Annotated in this window: 12 protein-coding genes and 1 pseudogene; 10 read left to right on the top strand and 3 right to left on the bottom strand. The window is 72.7% G+C overall.

The window, feature by feature from the left end; all coding sequences use genetic code 11:
- Nucleotides 1-249: 249 nt before the first annotated feature.
- The 6 genes and pseudogenes from ABD350_RS35745 to ABD350_RS35720 all read left to right on the top strand — a co-directional run bounded on the left by ABD350_RS35745 (nucleotide 250) and on the right by ABD350_RS35720 (nucleotide 5,033).
- Entirely contained in the window at nucleotides 250-756 is a 507-nt protein-coding gene (locus tag ABD350_RS35745; RefSeq protein WP_344353279.1) for a SigE family RNA polymerase sigma factor, read from the top strand.
- Nucleotides 757-765: 9 nt separating this feature from the next.
- A complete protein-coding gene (locus ABD350_RS35740) occupies nucleotides 766-1,245 on the top strand; it encodes a hypothetical protein (protein WP_344353278.1) in 480 nt (159 codons plus the stop codon).
- Between the two features lie 131 nt (nucleotides 1,246-1,376).
- Nucleotides 1,377-2,123: pseudogene (locus ABD350_RS35735) on the top strand (dolichyl-phosphate beta-glucosyltransferase); the annotation flags it as partial.
- 20 nt (nucleotides 2,124-2,143) lie between these two features.
- The gene (locus ABD350_RS35730; RefSeq protein ID WP_344353277.1) at nucleotides 2,144-3,382 is read left to right on the top strand and encodes a hypothetical protein; all 1,239 of its coding nucleotides are present in this window, start codon (nucleotides 2,144-2,146) and stop codon (nucleotides 3,380-3,382) included.
- Between the two features lie 60 nt (nucleotides 3,383-3,442).
- On the top strand, nucleotides 3,443-3,538 hold the full coding sequence (locus tag ABD350_RS35725) for a putative leader peptide (RefSeq protein ID WP_342447375.1): 96 nt from the start codon (nucleotides 3,443-3,445) through the stop codon (nucleotides 3,536-3,538).
- Nucleotides 3,539-3,620: 82 nt separating this feature from the next.
- Entirely contained in the window at nucleotides 3,621-5,033 is a 1,413-nt protein-coding gene (locus tag ABD350_RS35720; protein WP_344353276.1) for a sulfatase family protein, read from the top strand.
- A gap of 29 nt (nucleotides 5,034-5,062) precedes the next feature.
- Here the strand turns inward: ABD350_RS35720 and ABD350_RS35715 are convergent, their stop codons facing one another.
- Nucleotides 5,063-6,931: an ABC transporter ATP-binding protein gene (locus ABD350_RS35715; RefSeq protein ID WP_344353275.1), complete on the bottom strand. Its 1,869-nt coding sequence runs from the start codon at nucleotides 6,929-6,931 to the stop codon at nucleotides 5,063-5,065.
- Nucleotides 6,928-8,766 (bottom strand): ABC transporter ATP-binding protein, encoded by a 1,839-nt coding sequence (locus ABD350_RS35710; RefSeq protein ID WP_344353274.1) that lies wholly within the window; start codon nucleotides 8,764-8,766, stop codon nucleotides 6,928-6,930. Before ABD350_RS35710 ends, ABD350_RS35715 begins: the two co-directional genes overlap by 4 nt.
- Nucleotides 8,767-9,147: 381 nt before the next feature.
- On the opposite strand from ABD350_RS35710, the gene ABD350_RS35705 reads away from it, so the two are divergent.
- The 3 genes from ABD350_RS35705 to ABD350_RS35695 all read left to right on the top strand — a co-directional run bounded on the left by ABD350_RS35705 (nucleotide 9,148) and on the right by ABD350_RS35695 (nucleotide 13,706).
- The gene (locus tag ABD350_RS35705) at nucleotides 9,148-11,202 is read left to right on the top strand and encodes a M4 family metallopeptidase (RefSeq protein WP_344353273.1); all 2,055 of its coding nucleotides are present in this window, start codon (nucleotides 9,148-9,150) and stop codon (nucleotides 11,200-11,202) included.
- Nucleotides 11,203-11,454: 252 nt separating this feature from the next.
- A complete protein-coding gene (locus tag ABD350_RS35700; RefSeq protein WP_344353272.1) occupies nucleotides 11,455-13,107 on the top strand; it encodes a M4 family metallopeptidase in 1,653 nt (550 codons plus the stop codon).
- A 77-nt stretch (nucleotides 13,108-13,184) separates the two neighbouring features.
- The gene (locus ABD350_RS35695; RefSeq protein ID WP_344353271.1) at nucleotides 13,185-13,706 is read left to right on the top strand and encodes a DUF1990 domain-containing protein; all 522 of its coding nucleotides are present in this window, start codon (nucleotides 13,185-13,187) and stop codon (nucleotides 13,704-13,706) included.
- 85 nt (nucleotides 13,707-13,791) lie between these two features.
- Here ABD350_RS35695 and ABD350_RS35690 read toward each other — a convergent pair whose 3' ends face one another.
- The gene (locus tag ABD350_RS35690) at nucleotides 13,792-16,410 is read right to left on the bottom strand and encodes a glycosyltransferase family 1 protein (RefSeq protein ID WP_344353270.1); all 2,619 of its coding nucleotides are present in this window, start codon (nucleotides 16,408-16,410) and stop codon (nucleotides 13,792-13,794) included.
- Nucleotides 16,411-16,743: 333 nt separating this feature from the next.
- On the opposite strand from ABD350_RS35690, the gene ABD350_RS35685 reads away from it, so the two are divergent.
- Nucleotides 16,744-17,455 (top strand): maltotransferase domain-containing protein (locus ABD350_RS35685; RefSeq protein ID WP_344353269.1); only part of this gene is annotated, 712 nt, incomplete at its 3' end.

Below are 17,455 nucleotides of genomic sequence, written 5' to 3'. Positions count from 1 at the left end.
CCGGTCGGGGCCGGTCGGGCATCGCGGGTTCCCTCGCCGGTCGGTGTGTGTGACGTCACGGTCCTGTGCGCCGGCCCGGTGCCTGTGTGTCCGCGGGGTTCCTGAGCCGGTCCGGGGCCTGTGTGACACTGCGCGGGGCCTGTGTGCCGGCTGTGCGTGACACGGATCACGCCCGCCGAGTGCAGCGCGGGCCGGGGTCCAGGGCCTTTCTCCTGGTGAAGACAGCCGGCGAGAACGGGGACCGTGGGGATGGAGCAGACCGGGGCCGGTGAGTACGACGCGTTCGTGGCGGCCCGCTGGTCGGTGTTGTTCCATCTGGCCCGTCTGCTCACCGGGGGCGACCGGCACCGGGCCGAGGATCTGTTGCAGGAGTCCTTGGTCAAGCTGTGGTTCGTCTGGCCGAAGGTCGCCGACGAGGCGCCCGAGGCCTATGTGCGCAAGGTGCTGGCGCGGGCCGCGGCCCGCTCGGCCCGCCGTCGCTGGTGGGGTGAGCGGCCCGTGGAGGAGCTCCCGGAGACGGCCGCGGCCGGGGACCTTTCGGCGACCGTCGCCGAACGGTCCCGGCTGGAGGCGGCGCTCGCCCAGCTGACCCCGCGTCAGCGGGCCGCCGTGGTGCTGCGCTACTACCAGGACCTGCCCGACCGGCAGGTCGCCGAGACCCTGGGCTGCCCGGTGGGCACGGCCCGGTCCCATGCCGCACGCGGGGTGGCCCGGCTGCGCCGGCTGCTGGCCGACGTCATCGAGCCGGTGGGGTGAGGAAGAAGCATGGATCACTTCGAGCGGCGGTTGGCCGGGCTGCTGCGGCAGGACCCGCAGCCGGTGCCCTTCGAGGCCCGGCACCGGGAGGCGTTGCGCGCCGGGGTGCGCGCCCGGCGCCGGGCGCGCGCGACGCGCCGGGCCGCCGGCTGTGTGCTGGCGGGGGCCGGGCTCGGTCTGGTGCTGGTGCTGTGGCCGCACGGCCCCACCGACGACCGGCCCGCCGCGCCGCCGCGCCCCGTGACCAGCCCGGCACCGACACCGACACCGACACCGACACCGAGCGTCCCACCGTCCGAGCCGCCGTCCGCGCCGCCGTCCCGGTCGCCGGACGGTACGCCGTCCGCATCCTTCACGCCGTTCGCGCCGTTCGCGCCGTCGACGCCGTCCATGACGCCGACGGACTCCGCGACCCCCGAGGACACCCGGAGCACTTCCTTCCCGCCCACGGCCACCCGCCGGCCGCCGTCCGCCACGGCCACCGGCTAGCCCTCGATCCTCCGCCCGCCCCGGTGTGCCCCCGGCACACCCGACCGACCAGAACCAACGGGGTTCATGTGACGCACATCCGACCGAGCCGGCCGAGCCGGCGCCCCGCCGGCCCGCCGGCGTTCCGCCGAATACCCCGGCTCGCCCCGCTGCCGGCGGCCCACGAGGCGGCCGAGCCCGTCCTGGACGTGGCCGTGCCGGTGTACAACGAGGAGAAGGACCTGGAGCCCAACGTCCGGCGGCTGCACACGCATCTGCGGGACACCTTCCCCTATCCGTTCCGGATCACCATCGCCGACAACGCGAGCACCGACGGCACCCCGGACATCGCCGCCCGGCTGGCCGCCGAGCTGGCCGAGGTGACCTCGCTGCGGCTGCCGGAGAAGGGCCGGGGCCGGGCCCTGCGGGCCGCCTGGACCGGTTCCCGGGCGCCCGTGCTGGCGTATCTCGACGTGGACCTGTCCACCGGGCTGGCCGCGCTGCTGCCGCTGGTCGCGCCGCTGATCTCGGGCCACTCCGACCTGGCGATCGGCACCCGGCTGGCGCCGGGGTCGCGGGTGGTGCGCGGGACCAAGCGCGAGGTCATCTCCCGCTGCTACAACGTCCTGCTGCGCTGGGCGCTCGCCGTGGGCTTCTCCGACGCCCAGTGCGGATTCAAGGCGGTCCGGCGCGAGACGGCCGAGCGGCTGTTGCCGCTGGTGCGGGACGGGGAGTGGTTCTTCGACACCGAGCTGCTGGTGCTCGCCGAGCGGGCGGGCCTGCGCATCCACGAGGTGCCGGTGGACTGGGTCGACGACCCGGACAGCAGCGTGGACCTGGTCGCCACCGCGCTGGCGGACCTGCGCGGGATCGTCCGGATGCGGCGCACCCTGGCCCGCCGCCCGGGGCCGGTGGTCCGGTGACCGCGACCCTGCCCGGCATACGCACGCCGGACAGCGAGGCCGCGCCGCGCTCCCGGCTGCGGGCCGCCGCCCGCCGCCACGGCCCGGTCCTCGCCCTCTTCGGCACGCTGAAACTGGCCGGCTTCTGCTCCTTCATGTACCTGCTGTCCTCCACCGGCGACTACCGCGCCAAGCACCCCCGGTTCGGCGGCGGCGCGCACGCCTGGGACGTGCTGGCCACCTGGGACGGCTGGTGGTACCAGCAGATCGCGCTGCACGGCTACGACCCGAAGCTCGTCCCGGTCCCGGGCGCCACCGGCCTGATCACGCTGGAGGGCAACTCGGCGGCGTTCTTCCCTCTCTACCCGGCGCTGATGCGGGTGACCTCGGCGGTCACCGGCCTCGGCTCCTACGGCGCCGGGCTGCTGGTCTCCATCGTCGCCTCCTTCGCCGCCGCCCTCGGCATCTACGCCGTCGCCGAGCGGTTCGGCGGCCGGCGGGCCGGGCTCGCGGCGGCCGGGCTGTGGGCGGTGTGGCCGGGCTCGGGCGTGGAGTGGGCGGTCTACTCCGACTCCCTGTACGTGGCCCTGGCGGCCTGGGCCTGCCATGCCGTACTCACCCGGCGCTGGCTCACCGCCGGCGTGCTCACCTTCGCGGCCGGCCTGAACCGGCCCACCGCCGGCGCGCTGATCGCCGCGCTCGGCGTGTCCGCGCTGCTGTCCCTGCGCCGCCGGGAGGACGGGGTGCTGCGCCCGGTGCTGGCCATGGCCCTGGCCCCGCTCGGGCTCTTCGGCTATCTGCTCTGGGTCGGCAACCGCATGGGCGACCTGGGCGGCTACTTCAAGCTCCAGTCGGGCGCCTGGGCGCACAGCTTCGACTACGGCGAACAGACCCTGGACGTGCTGGCGTCCGTGCCCGTCGGCAAGTTCGACTACCTCTTCGCGTACCCGTTCGCGGACGTCATCTCGGTCGGCGTCATCCTGCTGGCCGCCGCGCTGCTGCCGCTGCTGCTGCGGCTGCGCCCGCCGGCGGTGCTGGTGCTGTACACCGTGATCACGCTGGCCCTGGTCCTCGGCAGCCAGCAGATCGTCGCCAACATCTCCCGCTATCTGCTGCCCTGCTTCCCGCTGTTCCTGCCGCTCGCGGCCGCGCTGCGCCGGCTGAGCCTGCCGGTGCTGTGCACGCTGCTGGGGATCGCGGCGCTGGCCTCCGGCTCGTACGCCGGCTACGCCCTGTTCGAACTGGGGGTGCCGTGATCCCGCCTGGCGGACAGCGTCTTGACGGCTCTCACGGCTTCCTGGCACCGTCCTGTGATCATGAGGCCTGCCACGGAACACACACACGCGCGCATCGCGCTGGTGGCGCGGCGGCATGTAGACCTGTGCCGGCAGTCCAGCGCCCTGTGTCGCTGAGCCGCACCCTCGCTCCCCTTCTTCTTCCCCCCTTCACCTCGCCGTGCCCCGTCCTGGGGCACGGCCGTTCCGAGGATCCCGCATGTCCGACATATCCCGCCGTGTCTTCGGCGGTCTGCTCGGCGGCGGCGCGGTCTCCACCGTCACCGGTGCCGCGACCCCCGCCCAGGCCGCCCCCGCCGAACGCCCCTTCCGCGCCCGCCCCGCCGCCGCTGCCGGTCCCCGCCCCAACTTCCTGGTCATCCTCGGTGACGACCTCGGCTGGGCCGACCTCTCCTCGTACGGCGCACCGCACATCAAGACCCCGAACCTGGACCGGCTGGCCCGCCAGGGCGTGCGGTTCACCGACGCCTACTCCGGCTCGGCGACCTGCTCGCCGACCCGCTTCAGCCTCTACACCGGCCGCTACCCGGGCCGCACCAAGGGCGGCCTCGCCGAACCGGTGGCCGACCGGTCCCAGGGCCTGGACCCGAACCACCCCACGCTCGCCTCCCTGCTGAAGAAGGCCGGCTACGACACGGCTCTCATCGGCAAGTGGCACTGCGGCTGGCTGCCCGACTACAGCCCCACCAAGTCCGGCTGGGACGAGTTCTTCGGCAACTTCGGCGGGGTCCTGGAGTACTTCTCCAAGCTGGGCCAGCTCGGCGACCACGACCTGTACGAGGGCGACGCCGAATACCACGACCTGCGCTACTACACCACCGTGCTGACCGAGCGGGCCGTCGAGTACGTCGGCCGCCGGCACCGCCGGCCCTGGCTGCTCAACCTCAACTTCACCACCCCGCACTGGCCCTGGCTGGCCGAGGGTGACGCGGAGACCGGCGCGGAGATCGCCGCGCGGGTCCGGGCGGCGAAGAACCCGGCGGAGGCCACCGCGGCCCTGGGCCACCGCGACGGCGGCTCGGTCGCCAAGTACACCGAGATGGTGCAGAGCCTGGACGCGGCCGTCGGCGAGGTGCTGGCCGCGCTGCGCCGCTCCGGGCAGGAGGAGAACACACTGGTGCTGTTCGCCAGCGACAACGGCGGGGAGCGCTGGTCGTACCAGTGGCCGCTGAGCGGCGGGAAGGCCGGTCTGCAGGAGGGCGGCATCCGGGTGCCGGCCCTTCTGCGCTGGCCGGCCCGGATCGACGGCCACCAGGTCAGCCACGAGCCGAACTTCTCCCCCGACTGGACCGCGACCCTGCTGGAACTCGGCGGCGCCCGCCCCGACCCCGCCCACCCGCTGGACGGCACCAGCCTCGCGGGCTACCTGCTGCGCGGCGAACGCCTGCCCGAACGCGACCTGTTCTGGCGGGTCCGGGGCAACCGGGCGCTGCGCCGGGGCCACTGGAAGTACTACCAGGACGCCGCCGGCACCGATCACCTCTACGACCTGGCCGCCGACCTCCGCGAACAGGCCGACCTGGCCGCCGGCCGCCCGGACCTGCTGGCCGAGCTGAAGGGTGCGTGGGAGCGGATAGCGAGCGGCCTGCTGCCGTACCCGGGCCGGGGGTGACCCCGGGCGGCGGTCCGTGAGCCGGGGGGCTAGGCCAGGCTGTCCCGCCATGCGCGGTGAAGGTTCGCGAACCGGCCCGTGCCCGCGACGAGTTCGTCCGGGGTGCCGTCCTCGACGACGCAGCCGTCCTCCATCACCAGGACCCGGTCCGCGATCTCCACGGTGGACAGCCGGTGGGCGATGACCACGGCGGTGCGGCCCCGCAGCACCGTCGCCATCGCCCGCTGCACCGCCCGCTCCCCCGGCATGTCCAGCGAGCTGGTCGCCTCGTCCAGGATCAGCACCGCCGGATCGGCGAGCAACGCCCGTGCGAAAGCGACCAGTTGGCGCTGCCCGGCGGAGATACGGCCGCCGCGCTTGCGGACGTCGGTGTCGTAGCCGTCGGGCAGCGCGGCGATGAACTCGTGCGCGCCGATCGCCTTCGCCGCCCGCTCGATCTCCTCCCGGGTGGCGTCGGGACGGCCGAGGGCGATGTTGTCGGCGACCGTGCCGGAGAACAGGAACGCCTCCTGCGTCACCATGACCACCCCGCGCCGCAGTTCGGCGGTGGACAGCTCGCGCAGGTCCACGCCGTCCAGCAGCACGCGCCCGGCGGAGGGGTCGTAGAACCGGGCGAGCAGCTTGGCCAGGGTGGACTTGCCCGCGCCGGTGGAGCCGACGACCGCGACCGTCTGTCCGGCGGGCAGGGTGAGGTCGAAGCGGGGCAGCACCTCGCCGCCGGTACGGTAGCCGAACCGGACCCCGTCGAACACCACTTCTCGCCCGGGGAAACCGCCCTTGAGCGGCGGGAGTTCACGCGGGGTGGCCGGCTCGGGCACGGTCGGCTCCTGGGCCAGCAGCCCGGCGATCTTCTCCAGGGACGCGGCGGCCGACTGGTAGGAGTTCAGGAACATGCCGAGCCGGTCGATCGGGTCGTACAGGCGGCGCAGGTACAGCACCGCCGCCGCCAGCACACCCAGCTCCAGCGAGCCGGTGGCCACCCGGTGGGCGCCCCACAGCACGATCGCCGCGACCGCCGTGTTGGCCACCAGCCGGGAGCCGACCACATAGCGGGCCATCTCCAGCAGCGCGTCCCCGTTCACCCGCTCGTGCCGGGCGTTCAGCACCGCGAACTCGGCGTCGTTCGCGGCCTCCCGGCGGAAGGCGCGCACCGGGCGGATGCCGTTCATCGTCTCCGTGAACTTCACGATCACCGCCGCCATCGCCGTGGACTTGGCGCCGTACACCCGCCCCGCGCGCCGCCGGTAGAGCCGGACGAGCAGGTACAGCGGCCCGAAGGACGCCACCGCGACCGCGCCGAGGCCGAGGTCCAGCCAGAGCAGCAGGGCCGAGATGGAGACGAAGGACAGGATGACGGTCACCAGTTCCTGGAGCCCCTCGTCGAGGAGTTCGCGCAGCGACTCCACGTCCGTGGTGGCCCGCGAGATCAGCCGGCCCGAGGTGTACCGCTCGTGGAAATCGATGCTGAGCTCCTGCGCGTGCCGGAAGATCCGGCCCCTGAGGTCCAGCAGCACGTCCTGGCTGACCCGCGCGGAGACCTCGATGAACGCGAACTGCACAACGCCCGCGGCGAGGGCGCACAGCAGATAGCCGGCGGCGACCGCGATCAGCGGGCCGTTCCGGTCCTGCCGGAGGGCCGGTACGGCGGTGTCGATGGCGTACGCCACGAGCAGCGGGCCCGCCTGCACCGCCGCCTGCTGGAGCAGCAGCAGGAGCGTGGTGACCGCGACCCGGGCCTTCATCGGCGCGAGCAGCGAGCGCAGCAGGGCGGTGGTGGCGCCGGGCGGGGTGGGCAGGACGTCCCGGTCGAAGGCGTCGTCCGTGCCGCCCGCGCCGTCCGGGTCCCGGGAGCGGGCGGGACCGTCGTCGGCGACGGTGGGGGCGGAGGTGGTGGTCATCGGTGATCCTCCCGTTCCCCGGACATCAGGTGGGCGTACTCGGCGTTGTCGCGCAGCAGTTGCCGGTGGGTGCCGACGGCCGCGATCCGGCCGCCCGAGAGCAGGGCGACCCGGTCGGCGAGCAGCACCGTGGACGGGCGGTGGGCGACGATCAGCGCGGTGGTGTCGGCGAGGACCCTCCGCAGCGCGGCCTCCACGGCGGCCTCGGTGTGCACGTCCAGGGCGGACAGCGGGTCGTCCAGCACGAGGAACTCGGGGCGGCCGACCACCGCGCGGGCCAGCGCGAGACGCTGGCGCTGGCCGCCGGACAGGCTGAGGCCCTGCTCGCCCACGCGGGTGTCCGTGCCCTGCGGCAGCGTGTACGCGAAGTCGGCGCGGGCGATGGCGATGGCCCGGTCGAGTTCGGGCTTCCCGGCCCCGTCCGGGGCGCCCATCAGTACGTTCTCGCCGACGCTCGCCGAGAACAGGGTGGGTTCCTCGAAGGCCACGGCGACCCTGGACCGCAGTTCCTCGCGGGGCATGTCGGTGATGTCCACACCGTTCAGCGTGATCCGGCCGGCGGTGACCTCGTACAGGCGCGGGACGAGGGCGGTGAGCGTGGTCTTCCCACTGCCGGTGGCACCGACGAGTGCCATGGACTCCCCGGACCGTATGTGCAGGTCGACGCGGTCGAGGAGGGGCGGGGAGCCGGGGGGCGCGTCGGGATACCGGAACCGCACCCCCTCGAAACGTATCCCGGACCCGGTCACGACTCCCGCCCCGGACCCGGCCCCCGTTCCGGGCCTGTCTCCGGTTCCGGTGCCGGTCCTTGGTCCATCCCCCGCACCCGACACGGTCCGCTCCCCCTCCGGCGCCTCGTCCGTCACCTCGAAGTAGCGTTCCGTGGCCGTGGCCGCCTCCTGGCTCATGGCCAGCAGGAAGCCGATGGAGTCGACGGGCCAGCGCAGCGCGAGGGCCGTGCCGAGGAAGGCGACCAGTGTGCCCGCGGACAGTTCGCCGTCGGCGACGCGGACCGCGCCGAGGACGAGGGCCGCCCCGATGGCCACCTCGGGCAGTGCCACGATGACGCCCCAGATCGTGGCCAGCAGCCGCGCCTTGCGCAGCTCCGTTCCCCGCAGCCGGCCGGCGAGTTCCCGGAACGCGCGCGCCTGGCTGCGGTGCCGGCCGAACCCCTTGACCACGCGGATGCCGAGCACGCTCTCCTCGACGACCGTGGTCAGGTCACCGACCTGGTCCTGGGCGCGCCGGGCCACCTGCGCGTACCGCCGTTCGAAGACCGCGCAGGTCCACATCACGGGAACGGCCGGGCCGAGGATGACCAGGCCCAGCAGCCAGTCCTGCACCAGCATGATGACCACGCCGACGAGGATCGTCACGCCGTTGACCAGCAGGAAGGTCAGCGGAAAGGCGAGGAACATGCGCAGCAGCATCAGGTCGGTGGTGCCGCGCGACAGCAGCTGTCCGGACGCCCAGCGGTCGTGGAAGGCCACCGGCAGGCGTTGCAGCCGGCGGTACAGCCCCGCCCGCATCTCCGCCTCGACGTGGGACAGGGGCCGGGCCACGAGCCAGCGCCGGACGCCGAACAGGACCGCCTCGGCGATGCCGAGCAGCAGCAGGTACAGCGCGCCGCGCCACACGCCCGCCGGGTCGCGGTGCGCGACCGGCCCGTCCACCAGCCACTTCAGTACGAGCGGGATCACCAGCCCGGTGCAGGAGGCGACGACCGCGACGACCGCCGCGGTGCACAGCCGGGCGCGCACGGGGCGGACGTACGGCCACAGCCGCAGCAGGGTGCGTACGGCGGAACGGTCGGCGGTCGCATGTGTCGTGGGCATCATCGCGAGCGTACGGACCACCGCCGGTCACGCCCATCGAGTTTTGGCCGTACCTCACCGGGACATCGCTCCAGGGACGGGGGCGGAGCGGCGGGACATCCCCGGAACACCGCACCCCAACGGTTCGCATACCGAACATGAACATCCGGTCAACGAACCATTTCCGGCCAACTTCGTGACGCGCTCCTGACAGGCGGCGAGTTCTCCTGCCACTCTTCCCAGGCCGACTCACAGCGACCCCACAGCCCTTCGTACGCCCGCGTGGGCCGGCCGAGCACCCGCACCTGGTTCCGCGTACCGCCCTGTTCTGCCCGGACGCCCGAACCCACCGTCCGGTCTCCCCTGGCCGCGCGATCCGCGGTCCCGCAGAAGGAGTCAGTGTTGAGAAGCAGTTCCTCTCGCGGACGCACCTCCCACACCACCCGGCGCCGCACGGCGCACCGCCGCACCGCCACCGTCGCCCTCGCCGGCGTCGCCGCCCTGATCGCCGCCGCCGTCCAGGCCGGCGCCGCCACCGCCGCCCCGGAGGCTTCGCCGGCCGGCAAGCCGAACCCGGCGCACACGGCGGTCAAGCTGACCCCCTCGCAGCGCGCCGAGCTGATCCGGCACGCCGACGCGGGCCGGGCCGCCACCGCCCGCCAACTGGGCCTGGGCGACCAGGAGAAGCTCGTCGTCAAGGACGTCGTCAAGGACGCCGACGGCACCCTGCACACCCGCTACGAGCGCACCTACGCGGGCCTGCCGGTGCTCGGCGGCGACCTGGTCGTGGCCACCGACACCGCCGGCAAGACCATGGAGGTGGTGCGCGCCACCAACGCCACGGTGAAGGTCGCCGGTCTCACCCCGGCCGTGTCGAGGACGGCCGCCGAGCAGCAGGCCGTGGGCCGGGCGAAGGCGCTCGGCGGGACCAAGCCGGCCGCGGACAGCGTCCGCAAGGTGATCTGGGCGGCGACCGGCAAGCCGGTGCTGGCGTACGAGACGGTGGTCGGCGGGCTCCAGGAGGACGGCACCCCGAACGAGCTGCACGTCATCACCGACGCGGCCACCGGCAAGAAGCTGTACGAGTACCAGGGCGTCAAGAACGGCGTGGGCAACACCCAGTACAGCGGTCAGGTCACGCTGACCACGACCCAGTCGGGTTCGACGTACAACCTCACCGACGGGGCGCGCGGCGGCCACAAGACGTACAACCTCAACCGCGGCACCTCCGGCACCGGCACGCTGTTCTCGCAGTCCTCGGACACCTGGGGCAACGGGACCAGCTCCAACGCGGCCACCGCGGGTGCGGACGCCCACTACGGCGCCGCGCTCACCTGGGACTTCTACAAGAGCGCCTTCGGCCGTAGCGGCATCAAGAACAACGGCGTCGGCGCCTACTCCCGCGTCCACTACGGCAACGCGTACGTCAACGCGTTCTGGACCGACAGCTGCTTCTGCATGACCTACGGCGACGGCTCCGGCAACGCCAAGCCGCTGACCTCGATCGACGTGGCCGCCCACGAGATGAGCCACGGCGTCACCTCGGCCACCGCGAACCTCAACTACAGCGGTGAGTCCGGCGGTCTGAACGAGGCGACCAGCGACATCATGGCCGCGGGCGTGGAGTTCTACGCGAACAACTCCACCGACGTCGGGGACTACCTGGTCGGCGAGAAGATCGACATCAACGGCAACGGCACCCCGCTGCGCTACATGGACAAGCCCAGCAAGGACGGCGCCTCCAAGGACAACTGGTACTCGGGCATCGGCGGCGTGGACGTGCACTACTCGTCCGGCCCGGCGAACCACTTCTTCTACCTGCTGAGCGAGGGCAGCGGCGCCAAGGTCGTCAACGGCGTGAGCTACAACTCGCCCACCGCCGACGGCCTTCCGGTCACCGGCATCGGCCGGGACAAGGCGCTGCAGATCTGGTACCGGGCGCTGACCACCAAGTGGACGTCCACCACCAACTACGCGGGTGCCCGCACCGGCACCCTCGCGGCGGCGGGCGAGCTGTACGGCGCCACCAGCGCCGAGTACAAGGCGGTGCAGGACGCCTGGGCGGGCATCGGGGTCGGGGCCCGCTCGGGCGGCGGTGGCGGGGGCGGCACGTCGTACGAGAGCAGCACGCCGGTGTCCATCCCGGACAACGGGCCGGCCGTCACCTCGGACATCACCGTCTCCGGCCGGACCGGGAACGCGCCGGCCAACCTCCAGGTCAGCGTGGACATCGCGCACACCTGGCGGGGTGACCTGGTGATCGACCTCGTCGGCCCGTCGGGCACCGCCTACCGGCTGAAGAGCTACAGCTCCTCGGACTCGGGGGACGGCGTCAACGAGACCTACACGGTCAACGCGGCGGCGGAGACGGCCAACGGAACCTGGAAGCTGCGGGTACAGGATCAAGCCACCTACGACACCGGGACGATCAACGGCTGGAAGCTGACCTTCCCGTAAACCGCAGCGTGTCGGACCCGAGTTGACGGCGCTGCCCGGGGGTCGGTTCCCCTCGGGCGGCGCCGGTTAACACCCCCGAAACGTTCACCGGTTGGTCGATTTTCGGCCAACATCACTTCAGGGTCCTGACATGTACGCGCCCTTGATGTCACTCTCTCTCCACCCGCCGCAGCAGCACAGCAACTTCACAACGCCACACACTCCGGCCAGTAACCCCACACTGCCCGGACTCCCCCACGAGAAGGAGCTTGCGTGAGCCCCCTCTACGCGCGTCACAAGCGCACCACCCTGGCCATCGCCACCGCTGTCGCCGCCGGAGCCCTGATCTCCACCGGTGTGACCACCAGTGCGAGCGCGCAGACTCCGACCGGAGCCGCCGCCAAGCCCCTGGCCGCCGCCCCGACCGCGCTGACCGCCGCGGCCCGCACCTCCCTGATCCAGCAGGCCCAGTCCGGCGCGGACCAGACCGCGCGGCAGATAGGCCTCGGCGCCCAGGAGAAGCTGGTCGCCAAGGACGTCGTCAAGGACGCCGACGGCACCCTGCACACCCGCTACGAGCGCACCTACGCGGGCCTGCCGGTGCTCGGCGGCGACCTGATCGTCCACACGGCCAAGACCGGCAAGACCCAGGGCGTCACCAAGGCCACCTCCGCGGCCCTGAAGCCGGCCACGCTCAAGCCGCAGATCACCGCCGCCAAGGCCGAGCAGCAGGCGGTGTCCGCCGCCAAGGCGCTCGGCTCCGCCAAGACCGCCGCGGACGGTGCCCGCAAGGTCATCTGGGCCGGCTCCGGCAAGCCCGTCCTCGCCTACGAGACGGTCGTCGGCGGCCTCCAGGACGACGGCACCCCGAACCAGCTGCACGTCATCACCGACGCGGCCACGGGCAAGAAGCTCTACGAGTACCAGGGCATCGAGACCGGCACCGGCAAGAGCCTGTACTCCGGCACCGTCACCCTGAACACCTACAAGTCGGGCACGACGTACCAGCTGTACGACACCGCGCGCGGCGGTCACAAGACGTACAACCTCGCGCACAAGACGTCCGGCACCGGCACGCTGTTCACCGACGCGGACGACGTGTGGGGCACCGGCGCCGCGTCCAGCTCCACCACGGACCAGACGGCCGCCGCCGACGCCGCCTACGGCGCCCAGACCACCTGGGACTTCTACAAGAACACCTTCGGCCGCAACGGCATCAAGAACGACGGCAAGGCCGCCTACTCCCGTGTCCACTACGGCAACGCCTATGTGAACGCGTTCTGGGACGACAGCTGCTTCTGCATGACCTACGGCGACGGCAGCGGCAACACCCACCCGCTGACCTCGCTGGACGTGGCCGGCCACGAGATGAGCCACGGCGTCACCTCCAACACCGCCGGCCTGAACTACAGCGGTGAGTCGGGCGGCCTGAACGAGGCCACCTCCGACATCTTCGGCACGGGCGTGGAGTTCTACGCGAACAACGGCTCGGACGTCGGTGACTACCTCATCGGCGAGAAGATCAACATCAACGGCGACGGCACCCCGCTGCGCTACATGGACAAGCCCAGCAAGGACGGCGGCTCGGCGGACTACTGGTCCTCCACGGTCGGCAACAAGGACGTCCACTACTCGTCCGGCGTCGCGAACCACTTCTTCTACCTCCTCGCGGAGGGCAGCGGTTCGAAGACGATCAACGGCGTCACCTACAACTCGCCGACGTACAACGGCTCCGCCGTCACCGGCATCGGCCGCGCCAAGGCCCTGCAGATCTGGTACAAGGCGCTGACCACGTACATGACGTCGACGACCAACTACAAGGCCGCCCGTACGGCGACCCTGAACGCGGCGTCCGCGCTGTACGGCTCCACCAGCGCCGAGTACAAGGCGGTCGCGGCGGCCTGGACCGCCGTCAACGTCAACTGACCCTCGCCGGACCGGCACACCACGGGGCGGCACCCGGGAACACCACGTTCCCGGGTGCCGCCCTACCCTTGTGACCCATGTCTTCGGCGCCCTTCACCTATGAGCCGGTCGGTGCGACCCGCGACGACCTGACGTTCTGCCCGCCCGGCTTCCGCCCCATGCTCGTGCGCACCCGCCTCGGCGAGGGCCACGCGGTGTTCCGGCGGGCCGCCGAGGCGGTCCTGACCTGGGAGATGCACCGCGAGCTGGGCGTCGGCCTCGACGCCACCGCCGGCCGCGCGGCCCCCGGCGTCGAGGTCACGGTCACCCTGGCCGGTGTCGTCAAGGCACCCTGCCGCATCATCTGGACCACCGAGGAACCCCGCCGCGCCGGCTGGGCCTACGGCACCCTCGAAGGCCACCCCGAGTGCGGCGAGGAGGCCTTCGTGGTCGACCGCACCGGCGACGGCACGGTCTGGCTCACGGTCGCCGCCTTCAGCAAGCCGGCCAAGTGGTACGCCAAGGCGGGCGGCCCGGCCACCAGAGGCTTCCAGCACGCCTACGCCCGCCGCTGCGGAACAGTCCTGAAACGCCTGTGCGAAAACGAGCCGGAGTCATGACCTGCCTCGCCTTGAGGCATCCGGACGGCACGGAAGACGGGCTGGGGGCTGCCGCCCGGGTCGGCGCCCGCGCCCCCGCCCCGCCTCACCGCAGCACCACCCCCGCTCCCTCCACCACCTCCTCCGACGGGATCGTCACCAGGCCCGTCTCCGCGGGGGAGGCGAGGAGGGGGTGGGTGGGGAGGATGCGGATCGTGTAGCCGTAGGGGCCGGTGCGGTCCAGGGAGAGGGGGCCCTCGTAGAGCACGCGGCCCTCCAGGTCGGCGGTGCCGGCCGGCTTCAGGGGGACCACCGTGGCGTCGGTGATGCGGTCCTGTTCGTCCACCCGGCCCGACACCGCCTGGACCTCCACGTCGTCGGGGGTCAGCTCGCCGAGGGCCACCCGGACCCGCAGGCCCACCGTCGTGCCCAGTTCCGCCGTGGGCGTCGTCGCCGTCGTCTCCACGTGGTCCACGCTCACCCCGGGCCAGGCCGCCCGCACCCGGGCCTTCCAGCCGGCCAGGTCCCGGGCGGTGTCCGGGGTCAGCGCGCGGTGGGCCCGGGCCGCGGGGGCGTACAGGCGGTCCACGTACTCGCGGACCATGCGCCCGGCCAGCACCTTCGGGCCGAGCAGGGAGAGGGTCCGGCGGACCATCTGGATCCAGCGGTCGGGCAGACCGGCCCGCCCGCGTTCGTAGAAGCGGGGCGTGATCCGCTGTTCCAGCAGGTCGTACAGGGCGGCGGCCTCGATGTCGTCACGGTGGTCCGGGTCGGTGCCCGCGCCGTCCGCCGTCGGGATGGCCCAGCCGAAGTCCGGCTGGAACCACTCGTCCCACCACCCGTCCAGCACCGAGAGGTTCAGGCAGCCGTTCAGTGCCGCCTTCATGCCCGACGTACCGCACGCCTCCAGCGGGCGCAGGGGGTTGTTCAGCCACACGTCGCAGCCCGGGTAGAGCTTCTGCGCCATCGCCATGCCGTAGTCGGGGAGGAACACGATCCGGTGGCGCACCCGCGGGTCGTCGGCGAAGCGGACCAGTTCCTGCACCAGCCGCTTTCCGCCGTCGTCCGCCGGGTGCGCCTTGCCCGCGACCACGATCTGCACCGGACGGTCGGGGTGCAGGAGCAGCTCCGTCAGACGGTCGCGGTCCCGCAGCATCAACGTCAGGCGCTTGTACGACGGGACGCGGCGCGCGAAGCCGATCGTCAGCACGTCGGGGTCCAGGACGCCGTCGATCCAGCCCAGTTCCGCGTCACCGGCGCCCCGCTGCCGCCACGACGTGCGCAGCCGCTCCCGTACCTCCAGCACCAGCCGTTCCCGCAGGGTGCGCCGCAGTTCCCAGATCTCCTGGTCCGGGATGTCCGCGACCGAGTCCCAGCGCTCGGAGCCGCCGACGCTCAGCGCGTCCTCGGCCCGCTGGGCGCCGACCTGCCGGGTGGCCAGCCGCAGCACCTCCGGCGCCACCCAGGTCGGGGCGTGCACCCCGTTGGTCACCGAGGTGATCGGCACCTCCTCGGCGTCGAATCCCGGCCACAGGCCCGCGAACATCTCCCGGCTGACCTGGCCGTGCAGCAGCGAGACCCCGTTGGCGCGCTGGGCCAGCCGCAGTCCCATCACCGCCATGTTGAAGAGGTTGGGCTCCCCGCCGGGGTACGTCTCCCGGCCCAGCTCCAGCACCCGTCGCACGTCGATGCGGGGCAGCTCGGCGTCGGGGCCGAAGTGCCGGCCCACCAGGTCCCGGTCGAAGCGGTCGATGCCGGCCGGGACCGGGGTGTGCGTGGTGAACACCGTGCCGGCCCGCACCGCCTCCAGGGCCGCGTCGAAGTCCAGCCCGCCGTCGCACAGTTCGGCGATCCGCTCCAGCCCGAGGAACCCCGCGTGCCCCTCGTTGGTGTGGAACACCTCCGGCACGGGGTGCCCGGTGAGCCGGCAGTACGTGCGCACCGCCCGCACCCCTCCTATGCCGAGCAGCATCTCCTGCTGCAGCCGGTGTTCGCTGCCGCCGCCGTAGAGCCGGTCGGTGACCCCGCGTTCGCCGAGGTCGTTCTCCTCCACGTCCGAGTCGAGCAGCAGCAGCGGCACCCGGCCCACGTGCGCCAGCCAGATCCGGGCGCGCAGTGCCTTGCCGCCGGGCAGGGCGAGGGAGACCTGCGCGGGGGCGGAGTCGGCCTCCTTCAGCTGGGTGAGCGGCAGTTCGTTGGGGTCGAGCACCGGGTAGTGCTCCTGCTGCCAGCCGTCCCGGGAGAGGGTCTGGCGGAAGTAGCCGTGCCGGTAGAGGAGTCCGACGCCGATCAGGGGCACGCCGAGGTCGCTGGCCGCCTTCAGGTGGTCGCCGGCCAGGATGCCGAGGCCGCCGGAGTACTGCGGGAGGGCGGCCGTGATGCCGAACTCCGGGGAGAAGTAGGCGATCGCGGCGGGCAGGCCGGCCGCCTGGGTCTGGTACCAGCGTTCACCGGTCAGATAGTCGTCGAGGTCGTCGGCGACGGCGGTCAGGCGGCGCAGGAACCGCCGGTCCCCGGCCAGTTCGGCCAGCCGGGCCGGGCGCACCCGGCCCAGCAGCCGTACCGGGTCGCCACCGGCCGCGGCCCAGGCCTCGGGGTCGACGGACTGGAACAGATCGCGTGTCTCGGCATGCCAGGACCAGCGCAGATTGCGCGCCAGGTCGCTCAGCGGCCGGAGGGGCTCGGGGAGAACGGGACGGACGGTGAACCGACGGATCGCCTTCACATTCCACCTCGGACGCGTCGCGGGGTGAGCCGCACGAAGCCGTGCGTCTCGTCGTCGTCTTCGACGGTAGTGGTTACCGCGCGGTCGGTGGGGACGCACCCGCCGGGGGTGTCGGGTGCGTCAGGTGCCGGTCACCGGGCACCCGGAAAGAGAGGGGAACCGGTCTTGTGTGCGGGCGTACGCATGAGTAGTTAACACAGTGCCGGATTGCCCACCCGAACCCAGGGGGAAGGCTCTTCGGTATCCACCCCACAGGCGTACCACAGCACACCGCAGGACCCACCTCCCCATGTCCATCCGCCCATACCCACGTTGCAGCGGACAGGAGCGGTCATGCCCGCCAGGCACCACTCGTCACCACCCCCGACAAGCAGCAAGGCCAAGGCAGCAGGAAGGAAGCCGACGGGAGGGAAGGGCGGCACGCCGGACCATGCGCCCACCACCGCGGACCCGGGAGCCACCCCGGGCCGCCCCGTCACCGCCCTCGGCCGCATCCCCATCCTCGACGTACGCCCCGTGGTCCAGCACGGACGCAGGCCCGCCAAGGCCGTGGCCGGGGAGTCCTTCGAGGTCACGGCCACCGTGTTCCGGGAGGGGCATGACGCCGTGGGCGCGAACGTGGTCCTGCGCGATCCGGCGGGCCGGCCCGGCCCCTGGACGCCGATGCGGGAACTCGCCCCGGGCACCGACCGCTGGGGGGCGGAGGTCACCGCGGGCGAACCGGGTCGCTGGACCTACACGGTGGAGGCCTGGTCGGACCCGCTCACCACCTGGGGCGAGCACGCCCGGATCAAGATCCCGGCCGGCATCGACACCGAACTGGTGCTGGAGGAGGGCGCCCTGCTGTACGAGCGGGCGGCGGCCGGCGTGCCGGAGGCGGAGCGCGGGCCCCTCCTGGACGCGGTGGCGGCCCTGCGGGACCGTGACCGCCCGGCCGCCTGGCGTCTCGCGTCGGCGCTGGCCCCGGAGGTGGCGGAGGTGCTCGCCCGGTATCCGTTGCGGGAGCTGGTCACCGCCTCCGATCCGATGCCGTTGCTGGTGGAAC

Origin of the sequence: Streptomyces nogalater, assembly GCF_039532885.1 — a bacterium.
In the GTDB taxonomy this organism is placed as follows: Bacteria; Actinomycetota; Actinomycetes; order Streptomycetales; family Streptomycetaceae; genus Streptomyces; species Streptomyces nogalater.
The sequence above is the reverse complement of the archived record's forward strand: the minus strand, read 5'-3'. Positions and strand labels throughout refer to the sequence as shown.